Source organism: Cupriavidus neocaledonicus, from assembly GCF_000372525.1.
Classification (GTDB): domain Bacteria; phylum Pseudomonadota; class Gammaproteobacteria; order Burkholderiales; family Burkholderiaceae; genus Cupriavidus; species Cupriavidus neocaledonicus.
The window spans coordinates 1-17,760 of the sequence record NZ_AQUR01000104.1 but is presented as its reverse complement, the minus strand read 5'-3'; the positions used below and the strand labels follow the sequence as shown (position 1 = coordinate 17,760).

Below are 17,760 nucleotides of genomic sequence, written 5' to 3'. Positions count from 1 at the left end.
GCCGTTCAGCTGGCGGCGCCGCTGCGCAGCTCTTCCACCAGCGCGATGTACTGCTCCATCGCCTGTTCGCGCGCGGTGCCGCGCAGCGCTTCCCACGCCTCGAACTTGTAGCGGCCGACGAAATCGGTCATGCCGGGCTTGTCGCCGTGGGCATCGCCCTCGCTGCCTTGCTTGTACAGCGCATACAGGCGCAGCAGGGACATATTGCTGGGGCGCTCGCTCAGCTGCTTGACGTCGATCTGGGCCTGTTCGAAGCGTGCCTGCAGGTCGCTCATGGGGTTCCTCCGTGTGGACTGTCTGGATTGCGGAAATGCAGCCCGATGATAGCTGCCCGGCGCGGCCGCGCCGTCCGTATAAAACCGAAGAAGCCCTCGATTCCGGGCCCAACGGCTACAATCGCGCCATGTCCTGGATTCTTGCTGTTGAAACTTCTACGGAGTGGTGCTCGGTCGCGCTCGGACGCGCGGCAGGCGCCGGCCTCGAGTGCCTGGTGCGCCATGAGCACACCGGTGCACGCTCGTCGGCGCGGGTGCTGCCGGCCGCCGGCGAATTGCTGGCCGAAGCCGGCATTGCGCTGGGCGATTGCGCGGCCATTGCCTTTGGCGCCGGTCCGGGCTCGTTCACCGGGCTGCGCACCGCCTGCGGCGTGGCGCAGGGGCTGGCGTTCGGCGCCGGCCTGCCGGTGGTGCCGGTCAACACGCTGATGGCCTGCGCCGAACGCGCCCGCGCCGCCACGCCGGCGCTGCCGGATGGCACCGCGGTGCTGGTGGCGCTGGATGCGCGCATGGACGAGGCCTATGCCGCGGCCTTCGGCTGGAACGCCGCCGCGCAGGAGTGGACGGAACTCACGCCGATGCAGGTCGGCGCGCCCGAAACCGTGGCCTTGCCCGCCGGCGCATTCTGGCTGGCCGGCAACGCGTCCACCGTGTTTGGCGAGCGCCTGGCGGGCCTGGCCCGTGCCGCCCGCGTGCTGCCGGACGCAATGCCGCATGCGCAGCCGATGGTTGCCCTCGGGCTGCGCGCGCTGGCGCGCGGCGAGGCCATCGACGCCGACCAGGCCATGCCGGTCTACCTGCGCGACAAGGTCGCCCAGACCATCGCCGAGCGCGAGGCCGCGTCGGCGGCGCGCGCCGCGGCCCAGCCGGGGAATGCATCGTGAGCGCCGCGTATCCCCTTGCGGACCGCCACGACTGGCCCGAGGTGCCGGCCATGCCGGCGCTGCCCGAGGGCTGGTCGCTGGGCCGCATGAGCGCGCTGGACCTGCAGGCGGTGGCGGGCATCGAGGCGCGTGCCTACAGCCATCCCTGGACGCGCGGCAACTTCGAGAACTCGGTCAAGTCCGGGCATCTGGGGCTGACGCTGCGCGATCCGGCGGGCACGCTGGTGGCCTACGCCGTGCTGATGCCGGTGGTCGATGAAATGCACCTGCTCAACATCACGGTCGAGCCGCAGCGCCAGCGCCAGGGGCTCGGGCGCCTGATGCTGGCGGTGGTGCTGGCGACCTCGCACGCGCATCGCATCCACACCATGCTGCTGGAGGTGCGCCCCTCCAATGCCGGCGCGATTGCGCTGTACCAGGCGGCCGGGTTTGCCGAGATCGGGCGCCGCAAGGGCTATTACCCCGCGCCCGGCGGCAAGCGCGAAGACGCGCTGGTGCTGCGCCGCGCGTGGCCGGCGCAGGCCGCCGCCAATGAAGGCACGGAGGGCAAGGCATGAGTCGCCGTGCGCAGTTCCTCGAGGTGCTGGGCATTCCGACCGAATGGGTGCCGCGCGCGCCCAGGGCGGCGCACGCAGAGGCGCAGCCCGAGCTGGCAGCGCTGCCGGCAGCGCTGCCGGCAGCCGAGCCGCCCGCGGCAGTGACGGCTGCCCCGCCGGCTGCAGCGGTTGCGCATGCCGAGGCGCCGCTGGCCGCACCCGTGGTGCCGCCGCCAGCCCGTGAGCCGGTTGCGCCAGCACTGGACTCGGCCGGACCCGCGCCAGGCGATGCGCGAGCGGACCGTGACGCGGCCATCGCCACGATGGACTGGCCGGCGCTGGAGGCCGAGGTGGCGGGCTGCACCGCCTGCGGCCTGTGCCAGACCCGTACCAACACGGTATTCGGCGTGGGCCCGCGCCAGGTCGAATGGATGCTGGTGGGCGAGGCCCCCGGCGAGAACGAAGACCTGCAGGGCGAGCCCTTCGTCGGCCAGGCCGGCAAGCTGCTCGACAACATGCTCGGCGCGCTCGGCCTGGCGCGCGGGCGCAATGTGTTCATTGCCAACGTGCTCAAGTGCCGCCCGCCCGGCAACCGCAATCCCGAAGCGGAAGAGGTGGCGCAGTGCGAGCCCTTCCTGCGCCGGCAGATCGCGCTGGTCAGGCCACGCGTGATCGTGGTGCTGGGCCGCTTCGCCGCGCAATCATTGCTGCGCACCACCACGCCGATCGGCAAGCTGCGCGGCACCGTGCATGCGTACGAGGGCATTCCCGTGGTGGTGACCTACCATCCCGCCTACCTGCTGCGCACGCTGACCGACAAGGCGCGCGCCTGGGAAGACCTGTGCCTGGCCCGTGAGGTCCACCACCGTGCGGGAGCTGGGGCCTGATCTCTCGCCGGCCCGCGGCGGCGACGGCCATGGGCCGGCGCACGCGCCGCTGTGGCGCCGCGCCGCGTCGGCGCGCGCGCGCGACCTGGCCTGGACCACGCTGTCGCCGCCGCTGCTCGATGCCGTGCCGGGCGCCGCGCTGGCGCGCTGGCCGGCCGGCACCCTCGAGGCCTGGCAGCGCTGGCTCGAAGGCGCGGATGCCGCCGCGCTGCCCGCCACCATCGACGAACTGGCCGACGGCCACGCCGCGCTCTGCGCCGCTGCCGACCACGACCCCGCTAACCGCAGCCTGCGCCTGGGCCGGCATGCCGAGCGGCTGCTGCATTTTGCCTTGCGCCATATGCAGGGCCTGTCGCTGCTGGCCGCCAACGTGCCGGTGCGGCGCGCGGGGCGGCACGGCGTGCGCACGCTGGGCGAGCTGGATTTCGTCTGGCGCGACCTGGCCTCGGGCGCGGTGGTCCACTGGGAGATGGCGGCCAAGTTCTACCTGATGGCGGCGGCCGGCCACCAGCCGCCGCGGGCACAGGATTTCGTCGGCCCGAACCTGGTCGACCGCCTTGGCGACAAGCTCGGGCATATCGTGCACCGCCAGCTGCCGTTGGCACATACGCCAGAGGCGCGGGCCGCGCTGGGCCATACCGTGGATCGCAGCGAGGTCTACCTGCTGGGCTGGCTGTTCTATCGTGACGGCCAGGTGCCGGCCGGGCTGGAGACGCTCGGCATCGCGCCGGACCACTTGCACGGCTGGTGGTCGACGCTCGATGACTGGGCCGCTCGCGCCGGCGCGCGCCCGGGCCTGCGCTGGTGCCGCCTGCCGCGTACCGGGTGGCTGTCGGGCGCACTGGTGCCTGAGGCCGGCACCGACGATGCCGGCACGCTGCACGCGCTGCTGGCGCAGCGCTTTGCCGATCCGCGCCATGACCACGGCTGGCGCCGCGAGTCGCCGGTGATGCTGTGCGCGCTGGAGCCGGCCGGGCCGCACGCGCCAGGGTGGTGGCGCGAATGCTCGCGCGGGTTCGTGGTACCGCCGGGGTGGCAGGAGCGGGCGCTGGCCCGCACTGAAGAGCCGCCGCGGGCAGGCCCGCGAGCCGGTCAGGACGACGCCTGAGGCGGGCTGGCCGGCCGCCGGCGCGGCCGCGCCATGATGGTGCCGGTGGTGCTAGTGGTGCTTGTCCTCGCCGATCATCGCCAGCGAGTTGAAGGTGCGCACGTTGTACTTGTGCAGCTTGAGCACCAGCGCCATGGTCACGCAGATAAACAGGCCGAGCGCGATGATGACCACGCCGATCGGCACGTTGAGCTTGATCAGCAGTGCGTACAGGCACAGCATCAGCAGCACCGACACGTTCTCATTGAAGTTCTGCACCGCGATCGAGTGCCCGGCCGACAGCAGCACATGGCCGCGGTGCTGCAGCAGCGCGTTCATCGGCACCACGAAATAGCCCGACATCGCGCCCACCAGCATCAGGAACAGGTAGGCAATGGCCATGTACAGCGGCATGTGCAGGCCCAGCACGTCGAGCGTGACCTGCGGCATCGCGTCCTTGGTGTAGAACGCCATCACCATCACCGTGGCGCCCATCGCCACGCCGAACGGCAGCACCGACAGCGATTTGCGCAGCGGGATGCGCGCCGCCGCCAGGATCGCGCCGACGGCCACGCCCACCGCCACCACGGCCTGCAGCAACGCACCCTGGGACAGGTTCAGGCCCAGCGATTTTTCGGCCCATTTCAGCACGATGAACTGCAGCGTCGCGCCCACGCCCCAGAACAGCGTGGTCACCGCCAGCGAGATCTGGCCCAGCTTGTCGCGCCACAGCGCCAGGAAACAGTCGCCGAACTCGGCGATCAGCTTGATCGGGTTCTTTTCCTGCGCCGGATAGCGCGCGCCGGTGTCCGGGATGAACAGGTTGAAGAGCGAAGCGATCACATAGAACAGCATGATCACCACCATCGCGGCCTCGGCCGGGGTATCGATGCCGGTATTGATCAAGGGCAGGTCCAGGCGCAGCAGCAGGCCGGAGACATGCACGGAAATCAACGCACCGCCCACCACCGTGCCGAGGATGATCGAGCCCACCGTCAGGCCCTCGATCCAGCCGTTGGCCAGCACCAGTTTTTCGGGGGGCAGCAGCTCGGTCAGGATGCCGTACTTGGCGGGCGAATACGCCGCCGCGCCGAAGCCGACCACGCCGTAGGCCAGGAGCGGATGCAGCCCGAACATCATGATGGCGCAGCCGACCACCTTGATCGCGTTGGTGATGAGCATCACCCGCCCCTTGGGCATCGAGTCGGCGAAGGCGCCGACGAAGGCGGCAAGAATGACGTAGGAGAGAACGAAGAACAGCTTGAGCAGCGGGGTCATCCACTGCGGGGAATGCAATTCGGTGAGAAGGGCGATGGCGGCGATCAGTAAGGCATTGTCGGCCAGCGAGGAAAAAAACTGCGCGGCCATGATGGTGTAAAAACCCTTCTTCATGCTGTCGACTTTCTCTCCATCGCGCGCTCCATTCAGGTGGGCCAGGCCGGTGCCGGCCGCAGAGGCCATGGTTTGCAGGGAACCTTGTGCCGCGGCCGTGTCGAATTGTGTCGTAGGTGCTGCGCTGCGGCGCCGTGAGGCCTGCCTGACAGTCATTGACATAATGCTTCGCTTTTAGAACATGGCCGGAGCGTCCGGCTTTATATCACGAAAACATGACATTCCCGAACCCCGGCAACGGCTCTTTTTGACAGCAAATTGCCGCGCCGATTCCCCGATGACCCCCGGCAACAGCATCCGAATGTGTTCAAATAACGGCTGCCACCGCGGCCCGCCGGACCGGTCTTTCCCTGATCTGGCGTGTGCCCGGCGAGATATGGTGACGGGGATACCTGGGCGTGCCAATTGCGGGCATCCCGCATATCCGTCGTCACAACCGTCGCCACGGCCGTCGCCACAGCCCCCGCCGGTGCGTGCTGCGGCACACCGACAGGTGACGTTTGCGCCATCGATACTGAGACAGAGCCGTCCTTCCAGTCAGCCCGGTGTGCACGGGCCGACCGCGCCGCTGCCGGCTTTGTCCGCTACCCTGATGTGACTTCCATGCCAAGACCGATCCAAGCCGTCATCCACCAACCCGCCCTGGCCAACAACCTCGACGTGATCCGCCGCAAGGCGCCGGCCTCGCGCGTCTGGGCGGTGGTCAAGGCCAATGCCTATGGCCATGGCATCCGCCGCGTCTTTGCTGCACTGCGTGGTGCCGATGGCTTCGGCCTGCTGGACCTGAATGAAGCCGTGCTGTTGCGCGACCTCGGCTGGCAGGGCCCGATCCTGCTGCTGGAGGGCTTTTTCCAGCCGCAGGACATCGCCCTGATCGAGCAGTACCGGCTGACCACGGCGATCCACTGCGACGAGCAGCTGCGCATGCTGGAAAGCGCGCGCCCCAGGGGTCCGCTGGCGATCCAGCTCAAGCTCAACACCGGCATGAACCGGCTCGGCTTCCATCCCGCGGAATACCGCGCCGCCTGGGAGCGCGCGCGCGCCATGCCGTGCGTGGGCAGCATCGTCCATATGACGCATTTCTCCGATGCCGACGGCCCGCGCGGCATTGCCCACCAGGTCGAGTCCTTCGACGCCGCCACCGCCAACCTGCCCGGCGAGGCCAGCCTGTCGAATTCCGCCGCGGTGCTGTGGCATCCGCACGCGCACCGCGCCTGGGTGCGTCCCGGCATCATCCTGTACGGCGCCTCGCCCACCGGCCGCGATGCCGATATCGCGGGCACCGGGCTGCAGCCGGCGATGTCGCTGCACAGCGAGCTGATCGCGGTGCAGGACCTGCAGCCGGGCGATACCGTCGGCTATGGTTCGCTCTTCACCGCGGAGCGGCCGATGCGCATCGGCGTGGTCGCCTGCGGCTATGCCGACGGCTACCCGCGCCACGCGTCGGGCTGGGGCGAGCAGCGCGCGCCGGTGCTGGTCGACGGCGTGCGCACCGAGCTGGTAGGGCGCGTGTCGATGGACATGCTGTGCGTGGACCTGACGCCGTGCCCGAAGGCCCGCGTCGGCAGCCCGGTCACGCTGTGGGGCCAGGGCCTGCCGATCGACGAAGTGGCGCAGGCCAGCGGCACGGTCGGCTACGAGCTGATGTGCGCGCTGGCGCCGCGCGTGCCGACCACGGTGGCGACCATCACTGCATCGGACAGCGCTGCGCCCGCGGTGGCCTGATGGGGGCCTGATTTGGGGGCCTGATTTGCGCCGCTGAGCGGAGCGGGGCCGGGCGGGCGCAGCGCCGCACGGTTACGCTCAGCACGCGTGCGCTGCGCAGCGCCGCTTCGCCCACGACGCCATCTCCGCAAGCCGGGTCGCTTCAGGCCCGGCTCGATTCTTTCTGCAAGGACCTCCGTTGGCCAAGAGCAAGACTGTCTACACCTGTACCGAATGCGGCGGCACCACGCCGCGCTGGGCCGGCCAGTGCCCGCATTGCCAGCAGTGGAACACGCTGGTCGAGACCGTGGCGGAATCCGCCGCGAACAAGCGCTTCCAGCCGCTCGCGGCATCGGCCACGGTACGCAAGCTGGCCGAGATCGAGGCCGCCGACGTGCCGCGCTTTTCCAGCGGCATCGACGAGTTCGACCGGGTCCTGGGCGGCGGCCTGGTATCGGGCGGCGTGGTGCTGATCGGCGGCGACCCCGGTATCGGCAAGTCGACGCTGCTGCTGCAGGCGCTGGCCAACCTGGCCGGACAGCGCCGCGTGCTCTACGTCAGCGGCGAGGAATCCGGGGCGCAGATCGCGCTGCGCGCGCAGCGCCTGGGCGTCGAAAGCCCGTCGCTGGGGCTGCTCGCCGAAATCCAGCTGGAGAAGATCCAGGCCACGCTGGAAGCGGAGAAGCCCGAGGTGGCGGTGATCGATTCGATCCAGACGCTGTATTCCGAGGCGCTGACCTCGGCGCCGGGATCGGTGGCGCAGGTGCGTGAATGCGCGGCGCAGCTTACCCGCATCGCCAAGAGCAGCGGCACCACCATCATCCTGGTCGGCCACGTGACCAAGGAGGGCAGCCTGGCGGGGCCGCGCGTGCTCGAGCATATCGTCGATACGGTGCTGTATTTCGAGGGCGATACCCATTCGTCGCACCGGCTGATCCGCGCTTTCAAGAACCGCTTCGGCGCGGTCAACGAGCTGGGCGTGTTCGCCATGACCGAGCGCGGCCTGCGCGGCATCAGCAATCCGTCGGCGCTGTTCCTGTCGCAGCATGAAGAGACCGTGCCGGGCTCGTGCGTGCTGGTGACGCAGGAAGGCACGCGGCCGCTGCTGGTCGAAATCCAGGCGCTGGTCGATACCGCGCACGTGCCCAACCCGCGCCGGCTGGCGGTGGGGCTGGAGCAGAACCGGCTGGCCTTGCTGCTGGCGGTGCTGCACCGGCACGCGGGCATCGCCTGCTTCGACCAGGATGTGTTCCTCAACGCGGTGGGCGGGGTCAAGATCACCGAACCTGCCGCGGACCTGGCGGTGCTGCTGTCGATCCACTCGTCGATGCGCAACAAGCCGCTGCCGCGCGGGCTGGTGGTGTTTGGCGAAGTGGGCCTGGCCGGCGAGATCCGCCCCAGCCCGCGCGGGCAGGAACGCCTGAAGGAAGCGGCCAAGCTGGGCTTTACGCTGGCCGTGATCCCCAAGGCCAACGCGCCCAAGCAGAAAATCGACGGGCTCGAGGTGATCGCGGTGGAGCGCATCGAGCAGGCCATCGACCGCGTGCGCCACCTGGACTGAGCCATGGACACCGGCATCGCTTTCGAGACCAGCCGCTTGCGGCTGCGCCAGTGGCGCGATGAAGACTATGCGCCGTTTGCCGCGCTCAATGCCGATGCGCAGGTGATGCGCTATTTCCCCGCACCCCTGACGCGCGCCGAAAGCGATGCGATGGCCGCGCGCTGCCGCGGCCTGATCGCGGACAAGGGGTGGGGCGTCTGGGTCGCCGAACGCAGCGCGGACGATGCCTTCCTGGGGTTCGTCGGACTGCACGAGCCGGCCGCCGCGCTGCCATTCGCGCCGTGCGTGGAGATCGCCTGGCGGCTGGCGCGGCAGGCCTGGGGCCACGGCTACGCCACCGAGGCGGCGCGGGGCGCGCTCGCTTATGGCTTCGGCCGCCTGGCGCTGGAAGAGATCGTCGCCTTCACCACGCTCGCCAATGCCCGCTCGCGGGCGGTGATGGAACGGCTCGGCATGCGCCAGGATGCCGAGGGCTTCGACCATCCCGCATTGCCGCCGGGACACCCGTTGCGGCCGCATTGCCTGTACCGCTTGCCGCGCGCGGCGTGGCTGGCAGCGGGCGCCTGATGTTCCCGCGTCAGTCCGCCACGGGCCGGGGCCCGGCGCCGCATGTGGCGCCAAGGGCAGGCGCGGCAAAATCGGTAATAATGCGCAGCACAGCCGCGCCCTCCCACTGACGGCAATGATTACCGGATCACCTGAGTTCCAATGATGCAAGCCAACTCCCGCGCCTATTTCCTGCTGATTGCCATCGTCTCGTTCGCCCTGGTCGGCGTCGCGCTCTACCTCCAGTTCGAAAAGGGCTACCAGCCTTGTCCGCTCTGCGTGATGCAGCGCTTTGCCTTCATCGGCATCGGCGTGTTCTCGCTGCTGGCCGCGGTGGCGCAGAACACGCGCTCGCTGTGGCAGGGCCTGGGCATGCTGTCCGGCATCGCCGGCATCGCGGTGGCGGTCTATCACGTGTCGCTGCTGCTCAATCCCAAGGCCTCGTGCGGCATCGATCCGCTCGAAAACTGGGTCAATGCGCTGCCCACCGCCAAGGTGCTGCCGCAGCTGTTCTACTCCGACGGCCTGTGCACCGCGCCGCTGCCGCCGGTGCTGGGGCTGTCGGTGCCGGCCTGGTCGCTGATCTGGCTGTTCGTGCTGACGCTGACGCTGGCGGTGGGCCTGATTCGCCGGGAGAAGAATTTCCGCTGAGCCCGGGGTAAGCGATCGATGTAAAGAGAAACGGCGCCATCGGCGCCGTTTCTCTTTTGCGGTGGTGCAAGGCAGGGGACTCGAAGCCGAATCCGATCAGGCAATCTGCTCGATCTGCTCCTGCAGCTCCAGCCACTTTTCTTCCAGCGTCTCCAGTTCACCATTGACCTCGCCCTGGCGCTTGAGCATTTCCATCAGCCTCACCTTGTTGGCTTCGGCGTAGCTGCCTTCGTCGGCCATGAACTGGTCGATCTCCACCTTGGCGGCCTGCAGCACCGCCATGCGCTTCTCGACCTTTTCCAGTTCTTTGGCGAGCGGCTTGCGCAATGCAGACAGCCGCTGGCGCTCGTCGGCCTCGGCGCGGCGCTGGTCCTTGCGGTTGACCGCTGCCGCGGCCTCGCCGGCGTTTTCCGCCTGGTGCGCGGCGGTCGCGGCATTGCGCTTGGCCGCGGCCTGCTGCAGCAGCCAGTCGCGGTAATCGTCGAGGTCGCCGTCGAACGGCCGGATGGTGCCGTCGGCCACCAGCATGAACTGGTCGGCGGTGGCGCGCAGCAGGTGCCGGTCGTGCGAGACCAGGATCAGCGTGCCTTCGAACTGCGCCAGCGCCATGGTCAGCGCCTCGCGCGTATCGAGGTCGAGGTGGTTGGTCGGTTCGTCGAGCAGCAGCAGGTTGGGCTTCTGCCAGACGATCAGCGCCAGCGCCAGCCTGGCCTTTTCGCCGCCCGAGAAGGGCTCGATCGGCGTGGTCGCCATGTCGCCGCGGAAGTTGAAGCTGCCGAGGAAGTCGCGCAGCTCCTGCTCGCGCACGTCGGGCGCCAGGCGCGCGAGGTGCTGCAGCGCGGAGTCGTGGTCGCGCAGCGTTTCCAGCTGGTGCTGGGCGAAGTAGCCGATCTGCAGGCCCTTGCCCAGGCGCAGGTTGCCCTTGAGCGGATCCTGGGTGCCGGCCAGGGTCTTGACCAGCGTCGACTTGCCCTGGCCGTTCGCGCCCAGCAGGCCGATGCGCTGGCCGTTCTGGATCGACAGCGCCAGGTTGTGCAGGATGGTGACGGGCGGATCGGCTTCGGCGTAGCCGCAATCGACGCCGTCCAGCACCATCATCGGGTTGGGCGCGGCATCGGGCTCGCGGAACTCGAAGGCAAAGCCGGCGGCGACGTGCACCGGCGCCAGCCGCTCCATCTTCTCCAGCGCCTTGACCCGGCTCTGCGCCTGGCGCGCCTTGGTCGCCTTGGCCTTGAAGCGGGTGATGAACGATTCCAGGTGCGCGATTTCCTTCTGCTGGCGCACGTAGGCGGCCTGCTGCTGCGCCATCTGCTGCAGCCGCAGGGTCTCGAACAGCGTGTAGTTGCCGCCGTAGCGGCGCAGCTGCCGGTTCTCGATATGCACCGTGACATTGCAGATCGCGTCGAGGAATTCGCGGTCGTGCGAAATCATCACCAGCGTGCCGGGATAGCGCGCCAGCCAGTCTTCCAGCCAGACGATGGCGTCGAGGTCCAGGTGGTTGGTCGGTTCGTCGAGCAGCAGCAGGTCCGACGGGCACATCAGCGCCTGCGCCAGGTTCAGGCGCATGCGCCAGCCGCCCGAGAACGACGCCACCGGCTGCGACACCTGCGCCAGCGTGAAGCCCAGGCCCAGCAGCAGGGCCTCGGCGCGCGCCGGCGCGGTGTAGCCGTCGGCGTCGGCATAGGCGGCGTGGGCTTCGCCTTCGGCGCTGCCGTCGCCGCTGGCCTGCGCCGCGGCAATGGCGGCCTCGATCTCGCGCAGGCGGGTGTCGCCGTCGATCACGTAGTCGACCGCGGTACGGCTGACCGCCGGCGTTTCCTGCGCCACGTGGGCGACCCGCCACTGCGCCGGCACGCTGACGTCGCCGCCGTCCGGATGCAGCTCGCCGCGCAGCAGCGCGAACAGCGTCGACTTGCCGCTGCCGTTGGCGCCGACGAGGCCCACGCGCTCGCCCGGGTTGAGCGTCACGCTGGTGTGGTCGAACAGCACCTTGGTGCCGCGCTGAAGGACTAGCTGGTCGATTCGGATCACGAGAGGGGAAATGCCTGAGTGAAAAACAGAAAAAGCGCCGTGAAATGCCGGCCGCGGCCGGCGTTGTGGCGCTGGCCCGCATTGTAGCGTTTCCGGTGCGCCGAACGCCGTGCCGGTGCAGGCGCCGCGCCAAAGCGGGTCGCGGCGCATCGCTGCGTGCACCGCAAATGTGCCGGCAAAGCCGTCGAATCTAGGGATTACCCTTGGTCTGACAAAACTCTATTTTCTTGGAAGTCTGTTGCGTGTAAATTCATTTTCACAACAGGCCGCCCCCCTGGCGCACTGTCGATCAACCGCTTCCACCATGTCCATTGGCCATTCGATCTCGGACCGCATTGCACGCAGCCTGCCGGCGCTGACGCCGGCGCACCGCCGCATGGCGGAGTACGTGCTGGCCAATTTGTTTCGCGCGGCGACGATGCGCATCGACGAGTTCGCTGCGGCGGTAGAGGTGTCGGTCGCGACGGCGAACCGCTTTGCGCGGGCGCTGGGGTTCGACGGCTATCCGCAGTTCCGGGCCGAGCTGGTGCGCGGTTTCGAAGCCACGCTGGCGCCGGTGGAGCGGCTGCGCAGCGAGCTGGAACGACCCGCCACCGTGGCCGAAGTGTTCGCCGCCTCGCTCGAGGATGCGGCCGCCAATGCCGAAGCCACGCGGCGCGGCATCGACGCGCAGGCGTGCGAGCGCGCGGTCTCGGCGATCCTGGGTGCGCAGCGCGTCTACGTGGCGGGCTTTGGTGCCAGCGGCTTCCTGGCGGGCCTGCTGCAGCACGGCCTGGAAATGCATTGCCGCATGGTGACCTCGGTCGCCGGTGCGGGCGGCGCTTCGCACGCGGCGCGCCAGTTGTTCAAGCTGCAGCCTAGCGACCTGCTGATCGTGATCGCCTTCCCGCGCTATGTCACCGATACCGTCGAACTGGCCCAGCGCGTCAAGGCGCACGGCGGGCAGGTGCTGGCGCTGACCGACGGCCCGACCTCGCCGCTGGCCCCGCTGGCCGATATCGCGCTGTATGCGCAGGCCGGCAACCGGCTCTCGGCCAACTCCGATGCCACCGTGCTGGCGCTGATCGAGGCGCTGTGCGGCGCGGTGGCGCACCGGGCCGAACGCCCGGTCAAGGCCGCCGCCGAAATGACCGAATTCCTGCTGCCGTGGCTGTATGGCACGCCCGATGCCGAGCCGGCGCGCCGGCCCGCGTCAACTTCCGCACCAACCGCCGCACCAACCGCCGCGCAGCCCACCGAAGCCAAGACCGGCGCGCGCCGCGCGCGCTCGTCCAACCCCCGCAAGTCCTGATTCCATTTATGCAAGCAGCTGTCATTGCCATCCACGGCGGCGCCGGCACCATCACCCGCGCGGCGATGGATGCGGCCCGCGAACGCGAATACATCGAAGCGCTGCAACACGTGCTGCAGGCCGGCCAGCGCATCCTGGCCGATGGCGGCAGCGCGCTCGACGCCGTCACCGAGGCGGTGCGCCTGCTCGAAGAATGCCCGCTGTTCAACGCCGGCAAGGGCGCCGTGCTGACCCATGCCGGCACCTACGAGCTCGATGCGGCGGTGATGGATGGCGCCACCCGCAACGCCGGCGCGGTGGCCTGCGTCACGCGCGTGCGCAACCCGGTGCTGGCGGCGCGCGCGGTGCTGGAGCACAGCGAGCACGTGCTGTTTGCCGGCGCCGGCGCCGAGGCCTTCGCGCAGGCGCAAGGGCTGGAGCTGGTAGAGCCGGAGTACTACTTCACCCAGGCCCGCCACGATCAATGGCAGCGTGCGCGCGGCAACGCCGGCATGGCCTTGCTCGACCACGACGCCGCCACGCTGGCCGCACAGCAGGCGCGCGGCACGGCGCCGATCGATCCCGACAGCAAGTTCGGCACCGTGGGCGCGGTCGCCTGCGACAGCCGCGGCAACCTCGCCGCGGCCACGTCCACCGGCGGCGTCACCAACAAGCAGGTGGGCCGGGTCGGCGATACCCCGCTGATCGGCGCCGGCTGCTATGCCGACGACGTGGCCGCCGTGTCCGCCACGGGCACCGGCGAGATGTTTATCCGCACCGTGGCCGCGCACGATGTCGCGGCGCAGATGCGCTATGCCGGCCTGCCGCTCGACGAGGCCGCGCGGCGGGTGGTGATGGAGAAGCTGCCCGCCATCCGGGGCCGCGGCGGCCTGATCGCCGTGGACCGCGATGGCAACGTCACGCTGCCGTTCAATACCGAAGGCATGTACCGCGGTGTCGCCCGGGTGGGCGAGGCCGTCGACGTGTCGATCTATGGCTGACGCGCCGCCTGCCAGGTCCGTCCCGCATCCTGCCATACAAGGAGTTCCCGTGGTCACTACCCCAGCGCCAGCGCGCGTTCCCGCATCCGGTATCGTCCTGCCGCCCGAGCGCGTGGTCCAGGTGGACGGGCTCACCGTGCGCTTCGCCACCTCGGAGCGCACGGTCGAGGCCGTGCGCAATCTGTCCTTCCATGTCGATCGCGGCGAGACGCTCGCGGTGGTGGGCGAGTCGGGCTCGGGCAAGTCGGTGACTTCGCTGGCGCTGATGCGGCTGGTCGAGCATGGCGGCGGCAAGATCGCATCGGGCAGCATGGCGCTGCGCCGGCGCGGCGGCGAGGTGATCGACCTGGCGCGCGCGGCTAACGCCACGCTGCGCAGCGTGCGCGGCGCCGACGTGGCGATGATCTTCCAGGAGCCGATGACCTCGCTCAATCCGGTGTTCCCGGTAGGCGAGCAGATCGCCGAATCGATCCGGCTGCACCAGGGCAAGAGCCGCGCCGCCGCGCGCGCCGAGGCGCTGCGCATGCTGGAACTGGTGCGCATCCCCGAAGCGCGGCGCGTGCTCGAGCGCTATCCGCACCAGCTCTCCGGCGGCATGCGCCAGCGCGTGATGATCGCGATGGCGCTGTCGTGCAAGCCGGCGCTGCTGATCGCCGACGAACCCACCACGGCGCTGGACGTGACCATCCAGGCCGAGATCCTGCAGCTGATCCGCGGCCTGCAGGCCGAGATGCAGATGGGCGTGGTCTTCATCACCCACGACATGGGCGTGGTCGCCGAGGTCGCCGACCGCGTGCTGGTGATGTACCGCGGCGAGAAGGTGGAAGAGGGTACCTCGGACGATGTTTTCCGTGCCCCCGCGCATCCGTACACGCGCGCACTGCTGTCGGCGGTGCCGCGCCTGGGCGCGATGCGCGGCACCGACCTGCCGGCCAAGTTCCCGCTGCTGCGCCTGGACAGCGCCAGCCCCGAGGCGGCCGCGCCGCAGGATACGGTGGCACCCGGCGTGGCGCCGATCCTGCGGGTGCAGGACCTGGTCACGCGCTTCGACGTGCCCGGCGGCCTGTTCGGCCGCGTGACGCGGCGTGTGCATGCGGTGGAACAGGTCAGCTTCGACCTCTATCCCGGCGAGACGCTGGCGCTGGTGGGCGAATCCGGCTGCGGCAAGTCCACCACGGGCCGCTCGCTGCTGCGCCTGGTGGAAAGCCAGAGCGGCACCATCGAATTCAACGGGCAGAACATCAGCAAGATGGAGGGGCCGGCGCTGCAGACCCTGCGCCGCAATATCCAGTTCATCTTCCAGGACCCGTTCGCCTCGCTCGACCCGCGCGTGCCGGTCGGCTATTCGATCATGGAGCCGCTGCTGGTGCACAAGGTCGCCAGCGGCAAGGAGGCCGAGCAGCGCGTGGCCTGGCTGCTCGACAAGGTGGGGCTGGACCCGTCGCACGCGGCGCGCTATCCGCACGAGTTCTCCGGCGGCCAGCGCCAGCGCATCTGCATTGCGCGCGCGCTGGCGCTGAACCCCAAGGTGGTGGTGGCGGATGAATCGGTGTCGGCGCTGGACGTGTCGATCCAGGCGCAGATCGTCAACCTGATACTGGACCTGCAGCGCGAGCTGGGCATTGCCTTCCTGTTCATCTCGCACGACATGGCGGTGGTGGAGCGCGTCAGCCATCGCGTCGCGGTGATGTACCTGGGCCAGATCGTCGAGATCGGCCCGCGCCGCGCAATCTTCGAGAACCCGCAGCACCCGTACACGAAGAAGCTGATGTCGGCGGTGCCGATCGCCGACCCGGCGCGGCGCCACCTGCGGCGCGAGCCGCTGAACGACGAGATCCCCAGCCCGATCCGCGCGGTCGGCGACGAACCGGTGGTGCAGCCGCTGGTGCCGGTCGCGGGCAGCGGGGCGCCCGGTCATTTTGTTGCGCGGCACGCCGTTGGCGGCGCCTACTGAAACGGAAGTCAATCCAAGGAGAATCGAGATGTCTGCACGTATGGTTTCGCCCCGATGGATGGCCGGCGCCTTTGCCGCCGGCGCCCTCGGCATGCTGGCCGCCGCACCGGCCTTCGCGGCCAAGGACGCCGTGATGGCGGTGTATTCGACCTTCACCACGCTCGACCCGTACGACTCGAACGACACGCTGTCGCAAGCCGCGAGCAAGTCGTTCTACCAGGGCCTGTTCGGCCTGGACAAGGACATGAAGCTGGTCAACGTGCTGGCCGAAAGCTACGAGGCCAGCAAGGATGGCCTGACCTACACCATCAAGCTGAAGAAGGGCATCAAGTTCCACGACGGCACCACCTTCGATGCCGCCGCCGTCAAGGCCAACCTGGACCGCGTCACCAACCCGGCCAACAAGCTCAAGCGCTACACGCTGTTCAACCGCGTGGCGAAGACCGACGTGGTCGACGCCAACACCGTCAAGGTCACGCTGAAGGAGCCGTTCTCGCCGTTCATCAACGTGCTGGCGCATCCGTCGGCGGTGATGATCTCGCCGGCCGCGCTGCAGAAGTACGGCAAGGACATTGCCTTCCACCCGGTCGGCACCGGCCCGTTCGAGTTCGTCGAGTGGAAGCAGCCCGACCACCTGAAGGGCAAGAAGTTTGCCGGCTACTGGAAGACCGGCTACCCGAAGATCGACACCATCACCTGGAAGCCGGTGGTCGACAACAACACCCGCGCCGCCATCATGCAGACCGGCGAGGCGGACTTTGCCTTCAGCATTCCGTTCGAGCAGGCCGCGGTGCTGAAGAGCAGCCCCAAGGTGGACCTGATCGCCGCGCCGTCGATCATCCAGCGCTACCTGACCATGAACACCATGGTCAAGCCGTTCAACGACCCCAAGGTGCGCCAGGCGATCAACTACGCCATCAACAAGGAGGCGCTGGCCAAGGTCGCCTTTGCCGGCTACGCGGTGCCGGCCGAGGGCGTGGTGCCGCCCGGCGTGGACTATGCCGAGAAGCTGGGACCGTGGCCGTATGACCCGGCCAAGGCGCGCGCGCTGCTGAAGGAAGCCGGCTACCCCAACGGCTTCGAAACCACGTTGTGGTCGGCCTACAACCACACCACCGCGCAGAAGGTGATCCAGTTCGTGCAGCAGCAACTGCAGCAGGTCGGCATCAAGGCGCAGGTGCAGGCGCTGGAAGCCGGCCAGCGCGTGGAGAAGGTCGAGAGCGTGCCGAAGCCAGAGGACGCCGGCGTGCGCATCTACTACGTGGGCTGGTCGTCGTCGACCGGTGAATCCGACTGGGCACTGCGTCCGCTGCTGGCCTCGGAGTCGATGCCGCCCAAGCTGCTGAACACCGCCTACTACAAGAACGACCAAGTCGACGCCGACATCGCCGGCGCGCTGCGCACCACCGACCGCGGCGAAAAGGCGCGCCTGTACAAGGACGCGCAGGAACGCATCTGGAAGGATGCGCCGTGGGCCTTCCTGGTGACGGAGAAGGTGCTGTTCGCACGCAGCAAGCGCATGAGCGGCGCCTATGTGATGCCGGATGGGTCGTTCAATTTTGACGAGATCGATATCAAGCAGTGAGGGGGCGTGTGCAGGACCAGCCTTCGTTGAAGCTCTGGCCCTCACCCCCGGCCCCTCTCCCGCAGGCGGGAGAGGGGAGAACCCAGTCGGGTTCACTCATGCTGGTGGTTTGCTCCCCTCTCCCGCTCGCTGTATGGACCGGGGACATGGGTAACACATGTGCCAGGACATGGGTAACAGTCCAGTCTCCAGTTTAATAGGCTTGCTGTAGGTCTATCGTGGCCACCTTTTGATGGCAGAAGTAGACGTCAAAGGTGCCGTCCAGATCCACGCGAGGGCGCAGCGCTACGGGCGTTCCGATCAGGGCTCTTCCGACCCGGAACGTCTTTCCCCGGAAGCAGATGCGCCCACCGTCGCCCACCTTCCGCACGATGTCATCGCTGCCGTACTCGATAG

At 68.9% G+C, this 17,760-nt stretch carries 15 protein-coding genes and 1 pseudogene; 12 read left to right on the top strand and 4 right to left on the bottom strand.

Translation table 11 applies throughout. The features are described 5' to 3' along the window. Positions 1–5 precede the first annotated feature (5 nt). Positions 6–275 carry an acyl-CoA-binding protein gene (locus A3AG_RS0122685; protein WP_018007633.1) on the bottom strand — a complete coding sequence of 90 codons (270 nt, stop codon included), beginning with the start codon at positions 273–275 and terminating at the stop codon, positions 6–8. Positions 276–403: 128 nt separating this feature from the next. Between A3AG_RS0122685 and tsaB the strand changes: the two genes are divergently transcribed. Genes tsaB through A3AG_RS0122665 form a run of 4 tightly spaced genes read left to right on the top strand, consistent with a single transcriptional unit; the run spans position 404 to position 3,690 of the window. After that, positions 404–1,159: a tRNA (adenosine(37)-N6)-threonylcarbamoyltransferase complex dimerization subunit type 1 TsaB gene (tsaB, locus tag A3AG_RS0122680; protein ID WP_026164411.1), complete on the top strand. Its 756-nt coding sequence runs from the start codon at positions 404–406 to the stop codon at positions 1,157–1,159. Continuing rightward, positions 1,156–1,716 (top strand): ribosomal protein S18-alanine N-acetyltransferase, encoded by a 561-nt coding sequence (gene rimI / locus A3AG_RS0122675; protein WP_018007632.1) that lies wholly within the window; start codon positions 1,156–1,158, stop codon positions 1,714–1,716. Before tsaB ends, rimI begins: the two co-directional genes overlap by 4 nt. After that, positions 1,713–2,582, top strand: a complete 870-nt coding sequence (locus tag A3AG_RS0122670; RefSeq protein WP_018007631.1) for a uracil-DNA glycosylase — start codon at positions 1,713–1,715, stop codon at positions 2,580–2,582. Before rimI ends, A3AG_RS0122670 begins: the two co-directional genes overlap by 4 nt. Next, positions 2,548–3,690, top strand: coding sequence for a DUF1853 family protein (locus A3AG_RS0122665; protein ID WP_018007630.1), 1,143 nt, complete (start codon positions 2,548–2,550; stop codon positions 3,688–3,690). The genes A3AG_RS0122670 and A3AG_RS0122665 overlap by 35 nt, the downstream gene beginning before the upstream one ends. A gap of 51 nt (positions 3,691–3,741) precedes the next feature. Here A3AG_RS0122665 and lplT read toward each other — a convergent pair whose 3' ends face one another. Then, positions 3,742–5,061, bottom strand: a complete 1,320-nt coding sequence (lplT, locus tag A3AG_RS0122660) for a lysophospholipid transporter LplT (protein ID WP_026164409.1) — start codon at positions 5,059–5,061, stop codon at positions 3,742–3,744. Positions 5,062–5,664: 603 nt separating this feature from the next. On the opposite strand from lplT, the gene alr reads away from it, so the two are divergent. The 4 genes from alr to A3AG_RS0122640 all read left to right on the top strand — a co-directional run bounded on the left by alr (position 5,665) and on the right by A3AG_RS0122640 (position 9,523). Beyond that, complete coding sequence (alr, locus tag A3AG_RS0122655) at positions 5,665–6,786, top strand: alanine racemase (protein WP_018007628.1); 1,122 nt, start codon at positions 5,665–5,667, stop codon at positions 6,784–6,786. A gap of 178 nt (positions 6,787–6,964) precedes the next feature. Then, positions 6,965–8,326: a DNA repair protein RadA gene (gene radA / locus A3AG_RS0122650; protein ID WP_018007627.1), complete on the top strand. Its 1,362-nt coding sequence runs from the start codon at positions 6,965–6,967 to the stop codon at positions 8,324–8,326. Positions 8,327–8,329: 3 nt separating this feature from the next. Continuing rightward, positions 8,330–8,893: a GNAT family N-acetyltransferase gene (locus tag A3AG_RS0122645; RefSeq protein ID WP_018007626.1), complete on the top strand. Its 564-nt coding sequence runs from the start codon at positions 8,330–8,332 to the stop codon at positions 8,891–8,893. Between the two features lie 144 nt (positions 8,894–9,037). Next, on the top strand, positions 9,038–9,523 hold the full coding sequence (locus tag A3AG_RS0122640; protein WP_026164408.1) for a disulfide bond formation protein B: 486 nt from the start codon (positions 9,038–9,040) through the stop codon (positions 9,521–9,523). Between the two features lie 96 nt (positions 9,524–9,619). Here the strand turns inward: A3AG_RS0122640 and A3AG_RS0122635 are convergent, their stop codons facing one another. Beyond that, the gene (locus A3AG_RS0122635; RefSeq protein WP_018007624.1) at positions 9,620–11,554 is read right to left on the bottom strand and encodes an ATP-binding cassette domain-containing protein; all 1,935 of its coding nucleotides are present in this window, start codon (positions 11,552–11,554) and stop codon (positions 9,620–9,622) included. A gap of 304 nt (positions 11,555–11,858) precedes the next feature. Here A3AG_RS0122635 and A3AG_RS0122630 point away from each other — a divergent pair, with 304 nt between their 5' ends. Genes A3AG_RS0122630 through gsiB form a run of 4 tightly spaced genes read left to right on the top strand, consistent with a single transcriptional unit; the run spans position 11,859 to position 17,364 of the window. Beyond that, on the top strand, positions 11,859–12,845 hold the full coding sequence (locus tag A3AG_RS0122630) for a MurR/RpiR family transcriptional regulator (protein ID WP_018007623.1): 987 nt from the start codon (positions 11,859–11,861) through the stop codon (positions 12,843–12,845). An 8-nt stretch (positions 12,846–12,853) separates the two neighbouring features. Then, entirely contained in the window at positions 12,854–13,825 is a 972-nt protein-coding gene (locus tag A3AG_RS0122625) for an isoaspartyl peptidase/L-asparaginase family protein (RefSeq protein ID WP_018007622.1), read from the top strand. A 49-nt stretch (positions 13,826–13,874) separates the two neighbouring features. After that, on the top strand, positions 13,875–15,779 hold the full coding sequence (locus A3AG_RS0122620) for a dipeptide ABC transporter ATP-binding protein (RefSeq protein WP_018007621.1): 1,905 nt from the start codon (positions 13,875–13,877) through the stop codon (positions 15,777–15,779). A gap of 28 nt (positions 15,780–15,807) precedes the next feature. Continuing rightward, positions 15,808–17,364, top strand: a complete 1,557-nt coding sequence (gene gsiB, locus A3AG_RS0122615; RefSeq protein ID WP_018007620.1) for a glutathione ABC transporter substrate-binding protein GsiB — start codon at positions 15,808–15,810, stop codon at positions 17,362–17,364. A gap of 193 nt (positions 17,365–17,557) precedes the next feature. Here the strand turns inward: gsiB and A3AG_RS34350 are convergent. Then, positions 17,558–17,760: pseudogene (locus tag A3AG_RS34350) on the bottom strand (IS481 family transposase); the annotation flags it as partial.